The following is a 24,079-nucleotide window of genomic DNA, read 5'->3' on the forward strand; positions in this document are numbered from 1 at the left end:
AAGAAAGTGGTGTTATAATGAATCAAATTTTTGTATTAGAGGTTAAATTCGATTTTGGAGGTGCTGTAAATACTATTTATCCTGCAATATTACAAGATGAAACTGAAATGATTTTAATTGATTGTGGGTATCCAAATTTTTTACCCTTTATAAAAACAGCAGCTAAAGAAAAAGGGATTAATATTGATAGATTGACAAAAATAATTATCACTCATCATGATTTTGACCACATGGGATCCTTAGCAGAATTTAAGGAGGCATACCCCAATTTATCAGTTGTGTCATCTTATGAGGAAGAAAAGTATATTAGTGGAAAAGAAAAATCCTTGAGATTACAACAAGCAGAGGCCTTGTACGATTCTCTACCAGAGGATCAAAAAGCGGGTGCAGAAAGCTTTCACAATATGCTAAGATCAGTTAAACCTGTAAATGTTGATATGATTATAAAAGATGGTGATGTATTTTCATGGTGTGGTGGGACCGAGATTGTTGCTACTCCAGGACATATGCCAGGTCACATTTCTTTATATTTAAAGGAATCAAAAATGTTAATTTCGGGAGATGCCTTAGTAGTAGAAAATGGTGAACTTTGTATTGCAAACCCACAGTATACTTTAGATATAGAAGAAGCAAAAAAGTCAATTAGAAAATTGCTTAATTATAACATAGAGAAAATCATTTGTTATCATGGCGGTGAATATACTGGAGATATTAAAGGTTTTTTGCAGAATGTATAGTATGGATTACGTAGCAATAATTGAGATTAATTATGTTGGAAGTTTAATCATTAGATGGAGTATTAATTTAGCATAATGATTAGAAATAGTTATCTAAAAGAGGTAGATGCTCGGAAAGTAAATGTTAGAAAAGAAAGTGAGGTACAATATGAATTGGATTGAGTCTATAAGAAAATATAATCCTTATAATGAACAAGAAAAAAAAGATAAAGAACTAATTTTACAATGTATAGATAAATTTAATGACATTTTAACTAGAGACAATAGGATTTTACATATAACAAGCTCGGGATTTATAGTAAATAAAACAAAGGACAAAGTTTTAATGGTGCATCATAATATATATAATTCATGGTCATGGACAGGTGGGCACGCAGACGGAGAAGAAGATCTATTAGCCGTCGCAATCAAAGAGGCAAAAGAAGAGACAGGAGTACAAAATATTTGTCCTGTAAGTATAGATATATTCTCATTAGATGTACTACCAGTTCTTGGACATACTAAAAGAGGGAAATATGTATCTGCACACTTACATTTGTCAGTTGCCTATTTGATAGAGGCAGACGAAAATGAACAACTTATTATTAAAGCAGATGAAAATAGTGCCGTTAAGTGGATTCCTATAGGTGAAGTGAATAAATATACAAATGAACCACATATGCAGAAGGTATATGAGAAGTTAATATTTAAAGTGAAAAATTAGTATTTAAGGCATATATAATTTACTTAGATGTAAAATTTTTGGTATAATATGATTAAAATAGCTAATTGAAGATTTTATCGGGTGACTATTCGTACTTTACCCCTTGTTTCATTCAAGGATGGGGTGATGTAAGAAGGCAGGTGAGGATATGTCCCCGGATAACGAACTATAAACAATAGTTGCATGATGACAAGAATTCTATTTATTTAGATAATTATATTTGGGGGTCGTAAAGTGGAAGGGATACAAGACAGTAAAAGGTATATGCTATATAAGGGTATTTCTATTAAGTTTATTTATATGATGCTATTCTCTTTATTAGTTTCGTTTTTAATTTGGAAGCAACTTTGGAACGGTGATAAGGAACTATTACATTCGCTACTGGAAATTACAAGCGTTATTATTGGGGTTGCAACATTCTTAATTATCTGGTACCAGAATGAAACAGATAACACAATAAACAGTATCTTAGGCTTTGGCCTTTTTGCTACAGCAATTTTTGACTTAGCACATGTATATTACTACAAATACTTAATAACAAATGATATATTTAGAGGAAATTTGACAATTAGGTATTGGCTAACTGCTCGTTTACTAGAGATTGGAACGTTGTTTGTCTTTTCATTTTTTCCCTACTATAAAAAAATTAATAAATATATAATGGCAAGTATAACATCAATAGTTATAAGCTTATCTTTTTGCTTCATATACTTCAATAATAATTGGCTTCCTATTCTTTATACTAGTGAAGGTGTAACTTTCCTTAAAGTGCTTCTAGAATCTCTAGTTATCGTAATGTCAGTACTTACTCTAGCTAAGTTAAAGAATAATCTAGAGGAAGAAAGTATAGTAAAATTTGTGTATCTTTTTCTGTGTGTAATAATGGTAATCCCTTCTGAAATTTGTTTTACTATTTATAAAAATACAGATTCATTTGCTGTGGTTTTTGGACATGTATTAAAGATTGTTAGTTATTGTTACCTTTATAAAGCAGTGTTTGAGAGTGCAGTCAAGTATCCTTATGTTAAGTTAATTGAAAGTAATCAGCGGTTATCAGATATTCTTAATGCCATTCCTATGCCAATATATACTTACAACGTCCTTAATCGTGTAGACTTTATCAATGATAAGTTTGAAGAAATATTGAAATATCCTAGAGATAGGATTATAGGATTAAGTGATAAAGAAATCTTAGAAGTTTTGCGAAAGATAGATAATAAAAATGAAGAGACGATTATTTATAGAGTAAATAATGATAAAGGTGACGTAAATAACATTATTAGAACTTACCTTAATGGTGATGGTGAGCCAATTAAAGTACTTATAAATGCACGCAAGATTAAAAATGGTATTCTTGTTTTAGTAAGCGATGTAAAGCAAAAACAGGAAATAAAGAACTTACATTTGCAGACACAAACAATTTTGAATGCAGTGTTAGTACCAATTACAATTGTTGACATTAATGGAAATATAACAGCATGCAATAATGCTTTTGTAGAGCTAGTAGAACTAGCCTACGATGAGGTTATTAATATGAGCATTCACGAACTTGATTATATTACTAAGTTTAGTAGAAATAGGGCAACTGATAATATGAGAGCTGAAAATGTTGTTGAAGAAATATACGAAGATTTCATAGAAACTCCAAAGGGGAATAAGAAAGAAATCAGATGTACAACGTCTGCAATTTATAATGTTGATAATGAAAAGATTGGTGTAATTTCAGTAATTCAAGACATTACAGAAGAAAAACAAATACAGTTTAAATTAGTTAATCAGGAAAAACTGGCGCTACTTGGACAAATGGGAGCAACTATAGTCCATGAAACCAGGAATTTTCTAACAACAATTAAAGGAAGTAGTCAACTAATAGGGGTTTATTCAAATGATCTAAGAGTAAAACAATACGCTGAAAAGATTAATATTAATACAGATGAAGTAAATAGAATTATTACTGATTTTTTAAATTTATCAAAACCACGAGGAACTGAACTTTTAGAAGTTGCATTTAATGATTTAGTTTCATCTATGACAGGAATAATTGAAACTTCCTCTTTAATGAAGGGAGTAGAATTAAAATTGGATTTAAATTATGACGAGAGATATATACTTTGTGATGAAACACAAATAAGACAAGTAATTTTAAATATATGCAAAAATGCAGTAGAAGCGATGGGAGAAAGAAAGAAACCTATTTTGCATATATGTACTGGACTAAACGAGTTCAAAAATGAAATATTTATAAAGATGTCTGATAATGGAAAAGGAATTTCAAAAGAAATGATTAAGAAAATAGGAACACCATTTTTTTCAACCAAGAAGAATGGTACGGGGCTCGGTTTAAATGCATGTTATCAAATAATCAAAGAACATAAAGGCAAGATAGAAATAGAAAGCGAAATAGATAAGGGGACAACATTTACAGTAATATTGCCTTATATTGAAGAAGACATAGAGGATATTGTTTAGAGTTTTAACTGAAGAAATGTAAAAATTACAGGCTTAGGGCATGATTTCATACCCTAAGCCTGTACCCAGCACCCCAAACAGTTTCGATATACTGAGGATTAGATGGTGAGGACTCTATTTTTTCTCTAACTCTTCCAATGTGCACTGTAATAGTTGCAGTATCACCAAGAGCGTCAAGTCCCCAAATCTTCTCGAATAATTCCTCTCTGCTAAAAACTCTGTTTGGATTTTCAGCCATGTAAAGTAATAGATCAAATTCTTTTTGTGCGAGTATTACCTCATTTCCATTAATAAACACCTGTCTAGAATCCTTGATTATTTCAAGTCCTCTTACTACTATATTGTTAGTCTTTTCTTTTGAAGTAAATCTATTCTTAATCCTCTCATAATTCTGAATGTGTGACTTTACCCTAGCAACTAATTCACCTGGACTAAAAGGTTTTGTAATATAATCATCAGCACCAAGGCTTAATCCTTTAATTTTATCAATTTCTTCTTTTTTTGCAGAAACCAGCAAAACAGGGATATCCTTATCCTCTTGAATACTTCGTAAAATACTAAACCCATCGATTTTAGGAAGCATAATATCAAGAATTATTAAGTCAAATTCTTTTTCTTTTATAGTATTTAAACCCTGTACGCCGTCTGTACATATAGTAACCCAAAAGCCTGAAAGCTCTAGATAATCTTTTTGAAGTTCTGCAATACTTAAGTCATCTTCAATTATTAAAATCCTTTTCATAATACCCTCTCTATTTCTGCGATGTTTTCGCTAGTGATATTACTATGCTTGTGCCAGCATTTTCAGGGCTTATAGCCCATATTTTACCCTTATGGCCTTCTACGATTTGTTTTGAAATAGCAAGGCCTAGTCCACTGCCCTTTGTTTCAGTTCTAGCTAAATCTGCTCTGTAGAATCTATCAAATATTCTATTTATATCATCTTTATCTATGCCCGGTCCATTGTCTCTTATTTCTATAATAATGCTAGAGTTAGTTTCCCTAAGCAGTATAGTTATCTCACCTTGATCTTTATTCATGTATTTACGTGAGTTATCAATAATATTAATTATAACTCTTCTCATTCTCTCACGATCAAGCATAACATATTTTGTTTCTGTTAAAGAGCTGTTTATATGAATTTTTATATTAGATTTTTGAAGTTCGAAAGAACTTTCTTCAACACAGTAATCAAAAAACTTAGCAATATCTGTTTTTTCATAGTTAAAGGGAATTTGGTTCAAATCTAGTTTAGAGTATAAAAGCAAATCGTCAATCATAACATCAATAAGCTCTGCTTTTGAGTAAATAGTTTTTAAATAGGTTTCTACCTTTTCGGGGGTATTTGCAACACCATCTAAAATTCCCTCAACATATCCTTTTATAGAAGTTATAGGAGTCTTTAAGTCATGAGATATACTAGAAACCAGCATTTTTCTGTTATCGTCATATTTAAGTTGTAATCGTACAGAATCCTTTAATTGTATTCTCATCTTCTCAAAATCTGCACATAATTCCCTAATTTCTCCATCACCGCTTTCTATAATTTCAAAGCCCAAATCACCTCTGCTAATTTCTGCGGTGGCCTTTTTAAGATTAGCAATAGGTTTCAATATTCTTTTTGAAAAGAGATAAGACATAAAGATATTTACAGCTATAAATGAGATAAAAAAGACACTAACAATAGTAATTATAAATATTCCAAAAACATTTTCTGTCTTTTCTGCCGAGGCAAGTAATAGGACATTACCTATAGAGTCATCCTTAAATTTTAGTGGAGTCGCCTCAACCATATAAGAAATATTATCAATTTTTACTGACTTTTTTAGGCTAGTGTTTCTTACTTCTTCTAAGCATTTTTCTATATCAATCTTGTTCATAGCTTTTGAGGCAAATATAACATTATCATTTTTGATTACTATTATCTCTCCGTTTAAAGGGGAAAGTTTATCGTGTAAATATCTTTGAAATTCAGCATTCTCAATATTTTCAGGATTTGACTTTGAAATATCTTTTATCGCATTTACTAATTCATATCTTGTAGCTACAATTTTTTTGAAATTATCATAACTTATATCTGCATTAAAAACCTTTGAAGATACAATCATAAAAATAAAAATTGTCAAAACTGCAATAACAAAGGGAATAGTAACTGTAATTGTATTAGAAATAATTAGACGTTTTTTTATATTCATTTTTCCACCTTATATTATTTGTGTAAGTGTCTATTTAATAGCTATTTTAACATAATAATAGATTAATATAGCTTAACTCTCTAGAGAATCTGCTAAAAATCTTTTTTATCAAATAAATAATAACTACCTGTAAATAGTAGTATAGCATAACTTAGAAGCATCATAAACTGGCGAAAAATTTTTAAAAAGGAAATATTGCTCATAATCCATAACTTATACCAATCCATCATGCTAGTAAAGAATAAACCAGAATAACTTGAAAAAACAAGTGAAATTGCTTTAAAAGCAAGAAAAAGAAGAATAGTTACAAAGAATACACTTATTCCACTTTTTAAGATATTTGTTAAAAGTACAATAGTAAGTGATAGTACAAGCATAGGCATTAGCGTTACTAAGTATGAAATAAATATCTTAGCAATGCCTTGAACTGAAAAAGAATTGGTATTAAAAATTAAACTGGTTATAGTTGAAAAAATCATTACAAATAAAAGATTTACTAGCACGAATAACATTATTGCAGCAATTTTTGCAGTAAAGAACTTTAACCTTGCAATCGGTCTTGTGATTGCAATCTTCATGGTGTTTTGAGAAAATTCACCAGAAAAACTATCTATGGTAACAAGTGCAGTAAATAGAGGAAGAATTGTATTAACAACTACTGAAAGCACAAGCAGTGGGAATTCCATACTAGAAGTACCACGTACCCCGAAACCACTTCTTAAGCCTACAATAGATATTTGTCCGAGTATAATGAAAATAAGTGACACTAACGCTGCCACCAAAACTTTTTTCTTTTTGTATAATTTTTCTACTTCATTTACTAAAGCTGCTTTAAATCCTACCATTTCTTTCTACCTCGCTGATAAAATAGTTTTCTAGGGAAACATAGTTGTTCAATATATTTTTAGTACTATCAACACTAAGCATTTTTCCGTTATACAACAAACCAACACTAGTACAAGTAAGCTCCACATCGTGAATAAGGTGACTGGAAATAAAAAAGGTGGTTTTTTCTCTTTCTGCAAGGTCTTTTATAATATTTCTCATATCCAGCATTCCCTCAACATCAAGTCCATTTAAAGGTTCATCTAAAATTACTACCTCAGGTCTTGATAAAATTGCAGCTGCAATTCCTAATCTTTGTTTCATTCCAAGAGAAAATTTTCTGGGCTTTTCATTTTTATATTTTGAAAGTCTAGTAAGTTCTAAAACTTCATCTATTCTTTTATTATCAACATTTTCATAATATCTTGCAAACTGTTTTAAATTTTCAAAAGCCGTTAAATAAGGGTAGGATTCAGCAGTTTCTATAATACAACCCACTTTTTTCATAGCATTCTCAAAGTCCTCTGAAACACTATGACCTAAAATCTTAACATCACCACTATCTGCCTTCACAAGCCCAGTCATAATCTTCATAGCAGTAGTCTTACCGGCTCCATTAGGACCTAAAAAACCAAAAATATCACCCCTATGTATATCTAAATTAATATCCGTTATACCTCTTCCATTTTTATATACCTTGGACAAATTTTCAATTTGGATGACTTTCTCCATTTGTATACCTCCAAAATTTTATGTGGTTTGCCGGAGTAGCACCGGCAAACTGAACTACTATTAATTGAATACTCTACTAAACTGACTATCAAATAACATGTTTCCATTCATTGTTCCATCAATATTAAAGTTTATTTTACCTGAATGTTGGTCGATGTATATATTACCTTTAACGTTATTATCAGCTGTAAATTGAGCATCAAAATGGTTTTGACTGAACTTGGCATCAAACTTGAAGTCCTTTTTATCAGTTCCGTAATCCTCGAAACCTTTTAAATACTCTTCGTAATATCTTCCACTAATGTTGCTTTCAGTCACGTTAGTAACGTCTACAAACTTTTCACCTATTTTTTGGAACTTTCCGTCTTTCTCTATTAAAATGTCAGTTTTATATTTTCCTTTATATTTTTCAGGATTTGATAATTTATTATAATCTTTTTCTATAGTTTTTTCTACCTTTTGACCAGTAAGATCAGGCTTTTTAACAACAGTTGAATTAACATTTGTTATCTTTCCTAATAGTTCAAAGGTTATAGTGTGCTCTTTGCCACTTTCATCTTTACCAGAAACTACTCCAGTTCCAAGAACACTTTGAATTAATCCATTTTTGTCTACAATCATTTTTCCTTTAATTTCTTTTACAAATATATCTTTTGCAATCTTAGGCATATAGCTTTCGCTATTTTGTCTATTTCCAAATTCATTCTTAGATTGGAAAGATACTATTGCATTAATTAATGCTGGTATTTGTGCTTCAGTTAAGGAACCTGATAATTCTTTGCTTCCATCAGGATTCTGATTAACTATTACAGAATCTTTTAAATTTCCTACAAGAGCATCAGCTATTTTTTCAGCATCTCCTGCTTGTTTTTCCTTAAAAGGATTTTTAAAAGAATGATTTTCTTGAGGAGTTGTAAACTCTGTTACGTAATAAATATTTTGTTCATTGCTTTTATTTATACGACTATTTTTATCAGTGTAGTAATAGTTGTCCCTTTTATTAGGACCCTCTGTAGATGAGGATTTAGTTTCCACAGTTTGTTTTGAGACATCATATTTTCCAAGTGTAGTTTCGGAAGCAATGACATTACCATTATCCTTTAAAACGAATGACATATCCATAGTATAGCTTGAGAGTTTAGTAGTACAACTTTCTGCTGTATACTTTACAGAGTCCTTTAATTGATCATATCCGCTTTTAGATACTACTTCAGCAAAGGCAGTAGTGGCAAACATAGTAGTACCAAGGGCAAAACTTAAAATTATTGCTGTTTTTTTCTTAAATTTCATTTTCAATACTCCTTTTATACTTGAATTTTATACATGAAGGCCTTTCATAATTCCATTATAAAGTGTACCTCTCTACTTTCTATAAACTAATTATAAACAAAGTATAAACTTTAATATAATAGGGTTTAACAAATATATTTTGCCACTTGTCAGGTGGGTGGTACCTATGGTTACCAGTAAAGCATATCATGATATTAGTAATTTATACACGCATTATATAAATAAAGGTGGTAAATTAGATGATAAAAACTATAAAAGGAAAATTATTGATTTTCACACTACTATTGTCATTAATTCCGATGTTGATAACAAACCTGTATCAACTTTTTAGTTACAGTAAAAATCAGCAAACAGAAATAACAGCACATCTTCAAGACATTGCAAGAGATAAAGCAGAAGCAATAAATCTCTGGCTTGAGGAAAAGATAGATTTATTAGATACAATATATAAAAGTCATCCAGAAATACAAACTGCTAATTTAGAAAATGTAGTACCAACTCTTGAAACTATCAAGAGTAAATATCCAGGTATTGATAATGCTATTTTAGTAGATAATGTTGGAAATGCGGTAACAGAGCAAGGGCAGAAGGCTAGTATTACTGATAGAGAATATTTTATGAGAGCACAAAAAGGAAACTCTATTATAATAAGCGATATAGTTACAAGTAAAACCACTGGAAAGAAGGTAATAACGTTTATAAAACCTGTGACAAATGATAATGGGGGATTTAAAGGCTTATTTATGCTTTCAGTTAATGCAGAAAGAATGATTAAGACTGTAAATGATATAAAAATAGGACAGACAGGGTATGGATATTTAATAAATAAGGATACAACAATATTTTTAATTCATCCTACAAAGGATAATGTAGGTAAAAAGTATGAAGAAGTAAACCCTGATAACGCTAAGTTATTTCAAGAAACTGTGTTTAAAAATGACGGTGGACATCTTCAGTATATAGCTTTTGATAAAACAGAAAGAATGGGTTATTATCAAATAATAAAGGTTGCAAATTGGCAGTTAATTGTAACTGGAAAGACATCAGAAGTACTGGAGGGAGTTAACGCAACAACTAAAGTTCTTACTATACTAATAGTTGTGACTACAATTATTATTACAACATTAGGCATATTTATTGGAAGTGCATTTGTTAAACCTATAAAGAAGATAACGGAACTTTTAGTTAAAACAGAAGAGCTAGATTTGGCAGATGAAAATGGCTTTGAAGAACTATACAAAAAGAAAGATGAGACAGCAGTTATGGCCAGGGCATTAGGTAATACAAGAAAAACCATAAGAGAACTCATAGGGAGGATTCAGAATACTTCTCTTATTATAGAAGGCAGTACTAAAGAACTATCCTCCACCTTAGGTGAAACATCAGGTTCAATTGAAAGTGTTTCTAAGGCAATTGACGATATGGCTAATGGCTCAACAGAACTTGCTCGAAGTACGCAAACAAGTGCAGAAAAATTAAATATGCTTTCTAAAGAAATTGAAGCAATAAATAAAACTGCTTTTGAAATGAAGATTTATATAGATGAAAGTAAAAAAGCTAAGGATAACGGTTTAGATGTAGTTAATAAACTACAAAAGGCAGTGGTGGATAATGAAGCGGTAGCTGGCAGAGTAGGAGAAAAGGTATTTGATTTAGATGAAAAATCTCAAAGAGTTACTGTGATTACAGAAACTATAAAAAATATTACCGCACAAATAAATCTGCTTTCACTTAATGCAGCAATAGAGGCAGCAAGGGCAGGGGAAGCTGGGAAGGGCTTTGCCGTGGTTGCAAATGAAATAAAAAGACTCGCCTCAGATACAGCGGCCTCAACTATTGAGATTGATAGTATTATTTTGGAATTTAAAAAGATAATTGAGGATACTAAAAAGGAAATGATAGGAGCAAAAGAAGTTATAGAAAACTCAAGCAAGATGAGTAAGATTACTGGAGAGACTTTCAATAGTATAGATAATTCCGTAGTAAATATTATTAAAGAAATAGATTATTTGGCTAAAGGTATTACAGGTATGAACAATGATAAACAAGAAGTTCTTAAGGCAATAGAGGATATTTCTGCAGTTTCAGAGCAGTCAGCTTCAACCACAGAGGAAATTTCAGCTTCCATTCAGCAACAGTCAGCAAATATAGAACAAATTTCAAGTTCAGCAGAAAAGTTATATGAAATTTCAAAAGAACTGGAGGAATTAATTAATAAATTTAAGGTTTAAAAGATAGGTACTGTCTCAAAATGAATATGACATACAAAAAGTTTTTGTATAGTTCCAATATTATATAAAAACAATAGTTTTATATAATATTTTCAAAGTAAGGTTATAATTTAAGTGATATTATGGAAAAAGATGTTGTCTCAAAATGCATATCTATGCATTTTGAGACAGCATCAAAAATAAAAGGTAATTGATTAAGTATTTAGAGATGGTGTAAACTTATTATAAACCTTGATTTGAAACACTTAAGATAAGATATAGAAAGAAGGCGATGAAAGTGTCATTATTAGTGGGACAACAAAATTTATATAATAAATTAGTTGCTTACCGACGTGAATTACATAGAAATCCAGAACTATCAATGAAAGAATTTGAGACCACAAAACGTATTCGTAAATGGTTAAAGGAAGCAGGTATTAATATTTTAGAATATCCCTTAATTGTAGGTGTGGTTGCTGAAATACACGGTGATAAGGAAGGTCCAACAATTGCACTTCGTGCTGATATTGATGCATTACCAATAGATGAAGAAAGTGGAGTAGAATTTTTTTCTCAAAATCAAGGTGTTATGCATGCATGTGGACATGATTTTCATACTGCTTCTATTTTGGGGGCAGCTATTCTTTTGAATGAACGTAAATCAGAATTAAAAGGAAAAGTCCGTATTATTTTTCAACCAGCAGAAGAAAATGCACAAGGAGCAGTAGAGCTTTGCAAATTAGGTGTGTTAGAAAATGTAGAGGCTATATTTGGAATGCATAATAGACCAAATCTTCCAGTTGGAACAATAGGTATAAAATCAGGCTCATTAATGGCAAGTGTAGACAGATTTGAAATAGATGTTATCGGTATAGGCGGACACGCTGGTATGCCAAATGATGCTATTGACCCGATTGTTGCAGCTAGTCAAATTGTATCTGGACTACAGTCTATTGTAAGTCGTAATTTGAATCCATTTGACAATGTGGTTATTAGCGTAACTCGTTTTCAAGCAGGTAACACATGGAACGTAATCCCAGAGAAAGCTGAACTTGAAGGTACTGTAAGAACATTTCAAGATGAAGCACGTGGGATTATTCCGGGTTTAATGAAACGTACAGCTGAAGGAATTGCATCAGCCTTTGGTGCAAAGATAGATTTCAGGTGGTTTCCATATTTACCTGTTGTAAATAATGATTCAAAGTTTACACAAATATTAACAGAAGTTGCCGGGGAACTTGGTTACACAGTTGTAGAGGCTGAGCAAAAACCAGGCGGAGAGGATTTTGCTATTTATCAAACTAAGATTCCTGGATTTTTTATTTGGTTAGGCGTTAGTGGTACAAAAGAATGGCATCACCCAGCTTACACATTAAACGAGGATGCTCTAATTATAGGAGCTAACTACTTTTCAAATTTAGCAATCAAGGTATTAGCACAGTGGAAGTAAGTATAAGAGAATATAGTATTAGTAGGAAAGGTGATTTTATGAAGATTTCAACAAAAGGCAGATATGGATTAAAAGCATTAGTTGATATTGCTATGTATTCCAATTCTGAAACAGTTACATTAAAAAGTATTTCTGAGAGACAAAATATTTCGGAAGGATATTTAGAACAAATCTTTTCAAACTTAAGAAAAAGCAATTTGGTAATAGGAAGAAAGGGAGCACAAGGTGGTTATTCATTAGCAAAGGCTAGTGAAGAAATAACTATTGGAGAAATATTAAGAGCCTTAGAAGGCGACTTAGGTTTAGTGGAGGTAAGTGGTAAAGATATTGTTGATAATTTAGAAGACTGTATAAACGAAAATTTATGGAATGTAATAAATAAAAATATTAATGATTATTTTGACTCAATTACTTTAGAGGATTTGGTCAACAAATATAAGAGTAGAGTAGATAACTTTACGTACGTAATTTAAATTTTGAGGAGGATTACATATGGTACATTTACTTAAACCGTTACAAGTTGGAAATTTAAAACTTAACAATCGTTTAGTTATGCCTCCAATGGCTACTGCTAAGTCAGAAGATGATGGAAAGGTAAGCAAAGAAGTGCTTGATTACTATGACGAAAAATCTAGAGGAGGATATCTATCCCTTATTATTATTGAACATAGTTTCATAATGCAAGAAGGAAAGGCTAGCAATAATCAACTTTCTGTTGCAGATGATAGTGTAGTTAATGGACTACGTCAGCTTACAGAAATTATTCATAAAAATGGGGCAAAGACAGCAATGCAACTAAATCATGCTGGAAGCGCAGCTAAGGAGGCGGTTACAGGAATGGCTTCTGTGGGTCCTTCAGCAATTGTTAATTTACGCCAAGGAGATGTTACTCCTCACGAACTTACTCAAAAAGAAATTAAAGATATAGTTGATGCATTTAGGAATGCAGCCTCTAGGGTTAAAGAAGCTGGTTTTGATGCTATAGAAATACATTCAGCCCATGGATACCTTCTTAATCAATTTTTGTCCCCTTTAACAAATAAAAGAACAGATGAATATGGTGGAGATATACATAACCGCATTCGTATTCATGTTGAAATAATAGAAGCAGTTAGAGCTGCTGTGGGTGAGGATTTTCCGATTTTATTAAGACTAGGTGCTTCTGATTATAAAGAAGGTGGAACTACCTTGGAGGACAGCCAAATTGCTTGCAGAGAATTTGAAAAGGCAGGAGTAAATATTATTGATATTTCCGGTGGTTTCTGTGGATATGTTGTGCCGGGGGCTACCGAACAGGGATATTTTGCGGAGCTTGCAGAAGGCATTAAAAAGGTTACTTCTATTCCTGTGATTTTAACTGGTGGAATTACTGAAGGTAAGGTTGCTGAGAGGTTATTAGCTGAGAGGAAGGCAGACCTCATTGGAGTGGGGAGAGCTGTACTTAAGGATTCTAGTTGGGCAAAAAATGCCATTGAAGGTCTAGTGTAATTTTAGATGCCACTTAAGGGTTTATGTGTTACTTTAAGTGAAATAACAAACATACCTAGGCAAGCATTTGCTGTACTTATTGATGAAAATGATGCGGATAACATAGGTGTTGACGGAGTAATACTATCAGAGTGTAAATAGAATTTAATAAGATAAGTTAAAAAACTGCAGGAGAATAATAATTTCTGCAGTTTTTGTTAATATTCAGTAAATTCTAGTTTTTAACTTTACTCATTGTGAAGAATATGATAAAGTATTTATATAAGCATAACTATTATGAAAATATAACTATATTTGCATTATTAAAATAACAAAATTGATTAGGAGATAAATATGGATAATAAAAGATTTGAAGAAATAGCAGAAAACATATTTTTAATAGTGCCTTTACTAAAAAATAAATTGCTGAAGTATGAGTTAAGTAAAGAAATAGATATAACACCATCTCATTTTCGTATTCTAATTAACATTCAACAAATGGGGACGATTACCATTAGCGAACTAGGAAAATTAATGAGCATTTCAAAACCAAATTTAACACCATTGATTCAAAAACTAATTGATAGAGGATATCTTGAGAGAATTACTGATGAAAAGGACAGAAGATACATTTATATTAAGTTGACGGTAGATGGAAGAGAATTTTTGAAAGAGCAAAAAGATTTTGCCATTAAGAATCTAGAACTTCGAATGTCTAATTGCAGTGAGATAGATTTAGAAAAGTTAGGCACTTCGTTACAGTGCTTAAAAGAAGTTTTAGAAAAGATTTAGTAGATGTTACTTAAGCAGAACTCTGTTTATAAATATAAAATTTAAATTTAAGGGAGGAATTATATGAAGAGCAAAAAAAGTAAACTTTATTCAAATATCATCAAAGTAATTTTCATGATAATAGGGGCAGTGTTATATTCAATTGGACTTGAGATATTCTTAATACCAAATCACATAATTGATGGTGGAGTTGTTGGAATTTCTATAATGGTAAGTCATTTTACGAAAGTACCGTTAGGAGTACTTACCTTTGTACTTAATATTCCATTCTTTATATTTGGATATAAACAAATAGGAAAAACATTTACCATATCAACCTTATTTTCTGTAGTATGTTACTCTATAGGGGTATCTATCCTTCATCCTATACCGGGTATAACAAATGATATTCTTCTAGCTTCAGTTTTCGGTGGAATAATAATAGGTCTTGGAATAGGAATAATAATCAGGAGCGGTGGTTCAACAGATGGAACTGAGGTAGTTGCAATAATTCTTGATAAAAGAATGAGTTTTTCTGTTGGTCAGATTGTAATGTTCTTTAACTTTTTTATACTAACTTTTGCTGGGTTTATTTTTGGGTGGGACAGAGCAATGTATTCTCTTATAGCATATTTCATAGCGGTAAAGGTTATTGATATTATAGTTGAAGGAATAGATGAATCAAAGGCTGTCATGATTATTTCAGAAAAGCATAAGGAGATATCCGAGTCTATAATGGCTAGACTTGGAAGAGGACTTACATTACTTGACGGAAAAGGTGCGTATAAAGGAGCAACAACTAATGTATTATATGTTGTAGTTTCTCGCCTAGAAATAGCTAAGGTGAAAGATATTGTGCATGGCTTTGATGAAGATGCTCTAATAACCATAGGGACTGTTGATGTTTCAGGAAAAAAGTATAAAAAGAAGGCAATCCATTAGCAAACTTAAATCATACTTTATAGTCAGGTATATCAGAGCAATTCCTAAGTACTGTTAACTAACTCCAAGCGTTTTAAAGTCCGAAAACTAAGAAGTCAGTTAAATGTATCTTAAGAATTACTCAAATATACCTTTGTACAATTATGTGAAATTCAATATGACTATTAATACTTTGTTTATATATAAATACTATTAAACAAGAAGGGTTTTTCATTAATATATAGAATATTTATAGAATACATATGGGTTAACTTATTAAAAATTGAAACGGGGGGAATTCACATGAAATCATTAAAAGGAACTAAAACAGCAGAAAACTTAATGAAGGCTTTTGCAGGAGAATCACAAGCTAGAAACCGTTATACATACTATGCTTCTGTAGCAAAGAAAGAAGGATATGTTCAAATATTTAATCTATTTACTGAAACAGCAGATAATGAAAAAGAACACGCAAAAAGATTTTTTAAGTTTTTGAATGAGGATTTAAAAGGAGAACCTATAACAATAACTGCAGATTTTCCAGTAGGACTTGGAGATACTAAATTCAATCTAGCAGCGGCAGCAAATGGTGAGAATGAAGAGTGGACAGATTTATACCCAAAATTTGCTGACATTGCAGATGAAGAAGGCTTCCCGGTAATCGCGTTTGCTTTTAGAAAAATAGCTGAGGTTGAAAGACACCACGAAGCAAGATATAGAAAATTACTTAGCAATTTAGAAAATAAAACAATATTCAAGAAAGATGATTCCGTTTTATGGAAGTGTAACAACTGCGGATATATCCACGAAGGGGAAGCTACTCCAGAAATGTGTCCAGCTTGTGCACATCCACAGGGATATTTTGAAATGTTTGTAGAAACTTATTAGAAGTTAAGAAGATGGAGGAAAATTTTTAGTATCATGTACTAAAAATTTTCCTCTTTATTTGATTTTATAGTATTGCTTTCTAATTTAGGTGAGATTATAATTGAAATAGTTAATATAGTTAACTATTAACAATGTTAAAAGTTATGACTTTTAATTGTTAAATTTGTAAATAATCAGGACAGGAGGACAAAAATGAGTATAACCGAAATTTCAGTAAAAAGACCTGCCGCAATGTGGATGGTAATAGTTCTACTGGTTGGTCTTGGTGTTATAGGCTATAGAAGCATGGGAGCAGATCTTTTGCCATCTATGAATGTTCCTATAGTTGCAGTAATGACTCCCTACGGCGGAGCAAGTGCTGAGGATGTAAAAAAGGACGTTATAAAACCCATAGAGGATGCTATATCAGGAATAAGTGGACTTGACACAATCAAGTCAGAAGCTAGAGAGGGATTTGGTACTGTCATTATAACTTTCAAAATGAGTGCCGACATGAATTCAGCATTCTTAGATGTTCAAAAGGCTGTTGAAAACGCATCAGCAAAGCTTCCTGAAGATGCAGGAAAACCTATTTTATATAAGGCAGATACAAGTGCTATTCCAATTTTAACACTTGCCTTAACAGGAAACGTCACATATGATGAACTTTATAATCAAGCAGATAAGTTAAAGCAGTCCTTAGAGAAAATACAAGGTGTTGGTAAAATAGAATTACAGGGTGCAGATAAAAAGCAATTAATGATAAAAATTGACAAGACTGCAATGGAATACTATGGAGTAAACATAAATGCTTTAACAGGCAAATTAAAATCAGAAAACATCAATATGCCAGCAGGTGAAATTAAGCAAGACAAGCTTAATCAGGCAATTCGAGTTGTTGGAGAATTTCAGAATATTGACGAGGTTAAAAACATATTAATATCTACAGTGACAGGTGGAACAGTTCGTCTTGGTGATATTGCAGAAGTGAGTCTTGAAGCGCCAGAAGCTAGTTCTATATTAAAGTTAAATGGTAAAAAGACTATGTCACTTGTTATCCAAAAGCAGAGTGATGCAAATGTGGTTGAGGTAGTAAATGTAGTGAAAAAGGAGTTAGAAAATATAAAGAAAACTGCTCCTAAAGAGATTAATATAACTCTTGCAAATGATACTACTACATTTATTAATTCATCATTATCAGAAATAAAGCGTAATCTTATAGAAGGAATTATAACCACTGCTATTGTACTGTATTTCTTCTTCCGCAGCTGGCGTTCTTCCTTAGTTGTTTTAGTGGCTATACCAACGTCACTTATTGCTACTTTCTTTATGATGTATAAACTTAACTTTACCTTAAATATGATGTCTTTAATGGGATTATCACTAGTTGTAGGTACACTGGTGGATGACTCTATAGTTGTACTTGAGAACATACAAAGACATCTAGCTATGGGTAAAAACCCAATAGCAGCAGCAATTGAAGGACGTAAAGAAGTAGGAATGGCGGCAATTGCCATAACCCTTTGTGACGTAGTTGTATTTGCACCTATTGCTTTTGTATCCGGTATGATTGGACAGTTCTTTAAAGAGTTCGGTCTAACAATAGTTGTGGCTACGTTATTCTCACTTTTAGTGTCCTTTACAGTTACTCCAATGCTTGCCTCAAGAGTATACAAGAAAAAAGGTGAGGAAAAAGAGAAAAATAAGGTAACTAAATATAAGAATAACATATTTTCAAAGATAGGTAATAGGTTTTCAAATAGCTTTGAAAACTTTACAGAAAGCTACAGAAAAGCTCTTATATGGTCTTTAGACAATAGGAAAAAAGTCCTAGCGATGTTTGTAGCTGCAATGATATTAAGTGTAGCACTTGTTCCGATGAAGGTTATAAAAACAGAGTTTATGCCACAAGCGGATGAAAGTACTTTTACTGTTAATATAGCGCTTAGCCCAGGTTCTACATTAAAGCAAACAGATGATAAAATAGTGCAGATAGAAAATTACTTGCATAAGTTACCAGAGGTTAAAGACTATTTCTCAACTGTAGGAACAAGTAACAACAAAGCTAATGCAGATATTACTGTTAATCTAGTACCTAAGAAGAATCGTAAAAAAGGTCAAAGTGAAGTTGCCAAAGAAGTTCGTGACTGGGGAAAGAAAATGCCAGGAGTAGAGTTTAGTGTGTCAGAGCAGCAAACTGGAGGCGGAAGCAGTAAGCCAGTATCAATCGGTATAAAAGGTGATGATGCTGATACCTTAAAAGATATATCAAATGAGGTTGAAAAAATAGTTACTGCAGTTCCTGGAATTACCGACGTAAGCAACTCTTCAAAGATAAAGAATAGTGAACTTAGGGTAAAAATAGATAGGCTTGCAGCTACTCAATACGGTGTGGCAATATCAGATGTTGCCAGTATGCTGAGAATAGGTATTGAAGGTACTACATCAGGTGTATATAGAACAAATGATAGTGAATATGATATAAAAGTTAAGTTTATGGATGGACAGATAAAGAATTCTGAAGATATTGGTTCAATAAAGCTTAACAGTTCAACTGGGCAGCAAATACCATTAAGCCAAGTTGCGTCTATTGAACAATCAGAAGGACAACAAACAATATCAAGAGAAGATAGACAAGACGTGGTAACAGTATCGGCAAATATTCAAGGAAGAGTACTTGGAGAAGTAAATGGAGAAATCTCTAAAAAGATTAAGGCTCTCTCACTTCCAATGGGTTATAGTATAACTTATGGTGGAAGTCAAAAGAATATGGCAGAATCCTTTAGTTCTCTTATTATGGCGTTAGCTGCTTCATTAGCTCTTGTTTATATGATACTTGTAGTGCTTTACGAATCGTTCTTAACTCCAGCTATAAGAATGATAGCACTGCCTTGTGCGTTAATAGGTGCTTTTCTTGCACTTGCATTAACAGGTAAGACATTAAATATGATGTCTATGATCGGTTTAGTAATGCTAGAGGGACTTGCATCTAAAAACGGTACACTGCTTATAGACTACACAAATACCCTCATGAAAAGGGGATTAGGCATAAGAGATGCTCTTATAAAAGCTGGTGTTACTAGATTAAGACCTATAATCATGACCTCTGCAACTATGATAGTTTCAATGATTCCTGTTGCTTTATCAATGGGAGAAGGAAGTGAAACTAAATCTAGTATGGCTGTAGTAGTAATTGGAGGTATGGTTGTATCAACAATACTTTCACCTATTGTACTGCCAGTAATTTATACATTAATGGATGATTTAAAGAACTTTGTATCTAGAAAGAGAAGAAAAGAATCATTTACTAGGGAGGTAGAACAATTTGAAGCGTAGATTAAATAAAAAGAAGATTATAGCAGTGGTTGTCATAGCCGCTGTTGTAGTCGGAGGTATTTCTTTCAAAATAAAAGGTAAAAAGGTAGAAGCTACTAAACAAGATGTTAAGAATGTTAAGGTCCAAAAGGTAGCAATGGGTTCTATATCTACTCAAGTAGAATACCCAAGTAAATTAAAACCAATTACTGAGGTAACAGTTACTCCAAAGACAGGGGGAAAGGTTGCTTCTGTAAATATTAATGTTGGAGACAAGGTTACAGCAGGACAGGTACTTTTCGCATTAGATACAGCAGAGATTAATGCAACACTTCAGCAACAACAAGCAGGACTTACTGCTGCAAATGCAAATTACGCTAAAACGAGCGATTCAGGACTTGAGCAGCAAATTACTACAGCTGAGCAAGCATTAGGTAAATATCAAATAGTATATAACGATTCTAAAGATAACTATGAAAAAATGCAAAAGCTTTACGATGCAAATGCAATATCAAAACAAGAGTTAGATAATGCTAAGTCAAGATTTGATAGTGCATCTTTAGATCTTAATGCATCACAAACTAACTTAAATCTCTTAAGAGATAAGATAGGGCCACAATCTTCACAAGCGGCAGCGGCACAGGTGGAGCAAGCTCAAGCAGGAGTTAACTCTGTTCAAGTTCAGTTAAATAACGCAACAATTACTTCACCTATTGCTGGAGTTGTATCAGCAAAGACTGTTGAAGTTGGTGAAATGGCTTCAGCACCTTCAAGCTCAGTTACTGTTATTGATTCTTCAATGTTAATAGCAGAAATAAACGTACCAGATAAAATGGTAGGTAGACTTACAGTAGGGGAGCAAGTTCCTGTGAAGGTAAATGCATTAGAGGATAAGGAGATAACAGGAATAGTAGACAATATTAGTCCTAATGCGGACGATAAAAATCACTCCTATATAGTTAAGGTTAAAATCGATAACTCAAAGGGTGAGATAAAATCAGGTATGTTTGCTAAGGTTTCTATACCAGCTGAGAAAAAGGATAACATTTTAACAGTTCCTAATGAGGCTATTAAAATTGAAAATAGTGTTAAGTATATTTATGTAGTTGATGGAGGAAAAGTTAAAAAATTATCTGTAGATACTGGTGTTTCAAATGACAAAGTTACAGAGGTAATAGGTAACGTTAAAGATGGAGCAAGTATAATTACAGAAGGACAGAATCTCTTAAACGATGGGGAAAAGGTAAATGTAGTTAAGTAGGGGAAGGCTTATAACTTAACTTAGCACCAGATGTATATAGCTAATTATTCAATGTATTTTCATAATCAGCTATATACACCTGTGCAAGGCTAGAGTTATGAGCCTAATATACTATTAACAATACATTAAAACAAAAGAAAATATGTGAGTACAAGGCTGTTTAAAGGAGGAATTGGGATGTCTAAAGATATTTTAAATACATTGACTGAAAATCTGTTTGAGCTTAATCCTTTAGTCCATAGAAGACTTCTAAAATTTGATAGATGTCCTGACAGAGTAATACTGCCTATAAATCAGATGATGGTTTTAGGTGTACTTCATGAGGAAGAGAGTTTGTCTATTTCGGAAATAAGCAAGAAGGCATACATATCAAAACCGCAGATGACAAGTATAATAGATAGACTTATTAAGGAAGACTTCGTGGAAAGGATACATGATAAGGAGGATAGAAGGGTAATTAACATTAATCTTACCGAAAAGGGCAGGGCCTATACAGATGATATTTCTAAAATGTTAAAGGAAAATATGAGAAAGAAGTTAGCTGCACTGTCTGAAGAGAATCTAGAATGTTTAGCTAGTTCTATTGAGAGGGTAATTAGTATATTGAAGATTGTGGAAGAATAATAGTTATGCTAAGGTGTATACTAGAATTTTATAAATTATTTATAAAGTTTAGCACTTTAAATAGGAAAACGCAATAAAACTATATAAGGTAAGGTTTACTTGTAGTATTAGAAGTTGAAATTACTATTGAATATAGCTTGATTTTTATATGCTGTTATTGTTTAATATAAGGGGATAATTGAGGAGGGGTAGTAAATGTTTGGTTCTTTAAGAAGAAAAATCAGTATTAGTTTTATTGTGCTTTCACTTATTTGTATTATTTATACAATGGTTTTGATGACTATACAATTTGGAAAGGTATTTGGTGCACAGGTACAAAATGATGCTTTAAGCCTGGCTTTAGAGATCGAAAATGGAATAGAGTACTATGAGACTGATAACATAGATGATATACAAAAGTACATAGATCATAGTAAAGAAGATGCAAAGAATGTATCTTATATGGCGATAATTGATAAAGACAACAAAATTATAGTTAGTTCAAATAAAAGTGATATTGGTAAAACTTCAACAGAAAAATCTTTATCAGTTATAAATAGTGGAGAAGTAGTTCATGAGGATGAAGAGAATGCAGAGACAAAGGAACCAGTTCATGAAATAATAGTTCCATTTCATGATAAATCTGGTGATAAGGGTGCACTTTTATTACAAATTTCTTTATCAGAAGTTACTGGATTACCAGCTATTATACTAAAAAAAGTAGGAATATTTGTCATGGTTATGGTAATATTTGCCATGGTTGCAGCTGCTATAATTTCACATAAGTTAGCAAAGCCTATAAAAGATATAGTAGAAAATTTAAGGAAAGTAAGTGAAGGAGACTTATCCCTTCAGTTTAAATCTTCATCAAAAGATGAGATGTCTATACTTTCAAATAGTATGAATGATACATTAAGTGTATTGAGAGAAATGATTACGAATATTAGAAAAGCAGCAACAGAGCTAGAAGGAGTTTCAGAAGATTTAGCTAACTCCAGCGGAAGTGTAGCATCTTCAAGTGAGGAGATAGCTGCTTCAGTAACAGCGGTTTCACAGGGAGCAACTAGACAGTCTGATAACATACTTGGAACTGTTGAGCTTTTGGACAAATTCTCTGATAACTTAACAAAGGCAAGTAACGAGCTTCAAGTTGTATCTGATAGTAGTAATAAAATCAAAATTGTAGCTGATAATGGCTTTGGGAAAATTGAAGAACTTAATAAGGCAGTGACTCAGTTAGAAAAAACATTCTTATATGTAGCTGGAAAAGTTAAAATATTAGATGAGAATGTTGGGAAAATTAATACTATCACAGAAGTAATAAGTAATGTTGCTGGGCAGACGAATTTACTTGCTTTGAATGCATCAATAGAGGCTGCAAGAGCTGGAGAAGCTGGAAGAGGGTTTTCAGTTGTTGCTGATGAAATAAGAAAGCTTGCAGAACAGGTCTTAGAATCTTCAGAAAGTATTAATGTAATAGTAGGGAATGTTACTCAGAATACGAAAGATCTTTCTAAAACGTCAGAAATCGCCTCTGGTTTTGTAGGTAAACAAGTTGGGGTTGTTGAGGGTACAGTAGATTCTTTAAAGCAAATATTAGAAGAGACAGAAAAGATAGTTCCGCAGATAAACTCTGTCAACGCAATGCTTAATAACACAGTAGAATCTAAATATGAGATTATATCAAACATACAAAATTTTGCAAGTGATGCACAGGAGATAGCTGCATCCACTGAGAATGTAACTGCATCTGTAGAAGAAGAGACAGCTGCAGCAGAAGAGTTAAATAAGACAGCAAATCGCTTAACAGATATGTCTAAGGGATTACTTGAGAGTATTGAGAAATTTAGGGTTTAGAATATAAGACATCCGCATGATTCTGTTCATGTGGATGTATTTTTTTAAGAAAATAATGCTTAGAAATCGTTATCCAGGGACGTAGCCGCTCGCAACGTACTCTTGGAGAAAAGCAGATATCCCAAATCTCCGATTTGGTGATAGTCGCTTTCACAAAGTGCAAGCAGATATCCCAAATCTCCGATTTGGTGATAGTCGCTTTCACAGAGTGCGAGGGAATATTAGAGCGGGTAGTTATCGGATAAAAGGGATTCATATTTATAAATGTGTATTATAAGATAGCTGTTATAACTATTTCTCACTCATAAAAATGGATTTTAAGAATAGAATCATTATATGAAGTGAAACTTGAATCAGAAGAGGGAGAGTCTCAAATGATTCCTAGTTGAGCTAATCTTTGCTCGCA

Annotated in this window: 20 protein-coding genes; 15 read left to right on the top strand and 5 right to left on the bottom strand. The window is 32.3% G+C overall.

The window, feature by feature from the left end; translation table 11 throughout:
• Positions 1 to 17 precede the first annotated feature (17 nt).
• The 3 genes from AC0N0V_RS06305 (at position 18) to AC0N0V_RS06315 (ending at position 3,909) form a co-directional block, all read left to right on the top strand.
• A complete protein-coding gene (locus AC0N0V_RS06305) occupies positions 18 to 737 on the top strand; it encodes an MBL fold metallo-hydrolase (protein WP_474462777.1) in 720 nt (239 codons plus the stop codon).
• 148 nt (positions 738 to 885) lie between these two features.
• On the top strand, positions 886 to 1,440 hold the full coding sequence (locus AC0N0V_RS06310) for an NUDIX hydrolase (RefSeq protein ID WP_474462778.1): 555 nt from the start codon (positions 886 to 888) through the stop codon (positions 1,438 to 1,440).
• A gap of 234 nt (positions 1,441 to 1,674) precedes the next feature.
• Positions 1,675 to 3,909: an MASE3 domain-containing protein gene (locus AC0N0V_RS06315; protein WP_474462780.1), complete on the top strand. Its 2,235-nt coding sequence runs from the start codon at positions 1,675 to 1,677 to the stop codon at positions 3,907 to 3,909.
• Between the two features lie 46 nt (positions 3,910 to 3,955).
• Here AC0N0V_RS06315 and AC0N0V_RS06320 read toward each other — a convergent pair whose 3' ends face one another.
• From AC0N0V_RS06320 to AC0N0V_RS06340, 5 genes are all read right to left on the bottom strand, one after another.
• Positions 3,956 to 4,651 carry a response regulator transcription factor gene (locus AC0N0V_RS06320; RefSeq protein WP_474462783.1) on the bottom strand — a complete coding sequence of 232 codons (696 nt, stop codon included), beginning with the start codon at positions 4,649 to 4,651 and terminating at the stop codon, positions 3,956 to 3,958.
• 10 nt (positions 4,652 to 4,661) lie between these two features.
• A complete protein-coding gene (locus tag AC0N0V_RS06325; RefSeq protein WP_474462784.1) occupies positions 4,662 to 6,104 on the bottom strand; it encodes a sensor histidine kinase in 1,443 nt (480 codons plus the stop codon).
• A gap of 92 nt (positions 6,105 to 6,196) precedes the next feature.
• Positions 6,197 to 6,949 carry an ABC transporter permease gene (locus tag AC0N0V_RS06330; RefSeq protein ID WP_474462786.1) on the bottom strand — a complete coding sequence of 251 codons (753 nt, stop codon included), beginning with the start codon at positions 6,947 to 6,949 and terminating at the stop codon, positions 6,197 to 6,199.
• On the bottom strand, positions 6,936 to 7,661 hold the full coding sequence (locus AC0N0V_RS06335; RefSeq protein WP_474462788.1) for an ABC transporter ATP-binding protein: 726 nt from the start codon (positions 7,659 to 7,661) through the stop codon (positions 6,936 to 6,938). The genes AC0N0V_RS06330 and AC0N0V_RS06335 overlap by 14 nt, the downstream gene beginning before the upstream one ends.
• A gap of 60 nt (positions 7,662 to 7,721) precedes the next feature.
• Complete coding sequence (locus AC0N0V_RS06340) at positions 7,722 to 8,951, bottom strand: hypothetical protein (protein WP_474462789.1); 1,230 nt, start codon at positions 8,949 to 8,951, stop codon at positions 7,722 to 7,724.
• 239 nt (positions 8,952 to 9,190) lie between these two features.
• On the opposite strand from AC0N0V_RS06340, the gene AC0N0V_RS06345 reads away from it, so the two are divergent.
• The 12 genes from AC0N0V_RS06345 (at position 9,191) to AC0N0V_RS06400 (ending at position 23,673) form a co-directional block, all read left to right on the top strand.
• Entirely contained in the window at positions 9,191 to 11,182 is a 1,992-nt protein-coding gene (locus tag AC0N0V_RS06345) for a methyl-accepting chemotaxis protein (protein ID WP_474462791.1), read from the top strand.
• Between the two features lie 277 nt (positions 11,183 to 11,459).
• Entirely contained in the window at positions 11,460 to 12,611 is a 1,152-nt protein-coding gene (locus tag AC0N0V_RS06350) for an amidohydrolase (RefSeq protein WP_474462793.1), read from the top strand.
• 38 nt (positions 12,612 to 12,649) lie between these two features.
• Positions 12,650 to 13,084 carry an RrF2 family transcriptional regulator gene (locus AC0N0V_RS06355; RefSeq protein WP_474462795.1) on the top strand — a complete coding sequence of 145 codons (435 nt, stop codon included), beginning with the start codon at positions 12,650 to 12,652 and terminating at the stop codon, positions 13,082 to 13,084.
• A gap of 19 nt (positions 13,085 to 13,103) precedes the next feature.
• The gene (locus AC0N0V_RS06360) at positions 13,104 to 14,099 is read left to right on the top strand and encodes an NADH:flavin oxidoreductase (RefSeq protein WP_474462796.1); all 996 of its coding nucleotides are present in this window, start codon (positions 13,104 to 13,106) and stop codon (positions 14,097 to 14,099) included.
• A gap of 6 nt (positions 14,100 to 14,105) precedes the next feature.
• Positions 14,106 to 14,240 (top strand): tautomerase family protein, encoded by a 135-nt coding sequence (locus AC0N0V_RS06365; protein ID WP_474462797.1) that lies wholly within the window; start codon positions 14,106 to 14,108, stop codon positions 14,238 to 14,240.
• A gap of 192 nt (positions 14,241 to 14,432) precedes the next feature.
• Positions 14,433 to 14,870, top strand: coding sequence for a MarR family winged helix-turn-helix transcriptional regulator (locus AC0N0V_RS06370; RefSeq protein WP_474462799.1), 438 nt, complete (start codon positions 14,433 to 14,435; stop codon positions 14,868 to 14,870).
• Between the two features lie 63 nt (positions 14,871 to 14,933).
• The gene (locus tag AC0N0V_RS06375) at positions 14,934 to 15,791 is read left to right on the top strand and encodes a YitT family protein (RefSeq protein ID WP_474462801.1); all 858 of its coding nucleotides are present in this window, start codon (positions 14,934 to 14,936) and stop codon (positions 15,789 to 15,791) included.
• Between the two features lie 282 nt (positions 15,792 to 16,073).
• On the top strand, positions 16,074 to 16,658 hold the full coding sequence (rbr, locus tag AC0N0V_RS06380) for a rubrerythrin (protein WP_474462803.1): 585 nt from the start codon (positions 16,074 to 16,076) through the stop codon (positions 16,656 to 16,658).
• Positions 16,659 to 16,850: 192 nt separating this feature from the next.
• Positions 16,851 to 19,973 (top strand): efflux RND transporter permease subunit, encoded by a 3,123-nt coding sequence (locus AC0N0V_RS06385; protein WP_474462804.1) that lies wholly within the window; start codon positions 16,851 to 16,853, stop codon positions 19,971 to 19,973.
• Positions 19,963 to 21,213 (top strand): efflux RND transporter periplasmic adaptor subunit, encoded by a 1,251-nt coding sequence (locus AC0N0V_RS06390; protein WP_474462806.1) that lies wholly within the window; start codon positions 19,963 to 19,965, stop codon positions 21,211 to 21,213. The genes AC0N0V_RS06385 and AC0N0V_RS06390 overlap by 11 nt, the downstream gene beginning before the upstream one ends.
• A 177-nt stretch (positions 21,214 to 21,390) precedes the next feature.
• On the top strand, positions 21,391 to 21,837 hold the full coding sequence (locus AC0N0V_RS06395) for a MarR family winged helix-turn-helix transcriptional regulator (protein WP_474462808.1): 447 nt from the start codon (positions 21,391 to 21,393) through the stop codon (positions 21,835 to 21,837).
• Positions 21,838 to 22,032: 195 nt separating this feature from the next.
• Positions 22,033 to 23,673 (top strand): methyl-accepting chemotaxis protein, encoded by a 1,641-nt coding sequence (locus AC0N0V_RS06400; RefSeq protein WP_474462810.1) that lies wholly within the window; start codon positions 22,033 to 22,035, stop codon positions 23,671 to 23,673.
• Positions 23,674 to 24,079 lie beyond the last annotated feature (406 nt).

It is taken from the genome of Clostridium sp. CS1-1 (assembly GCF_056135525.1).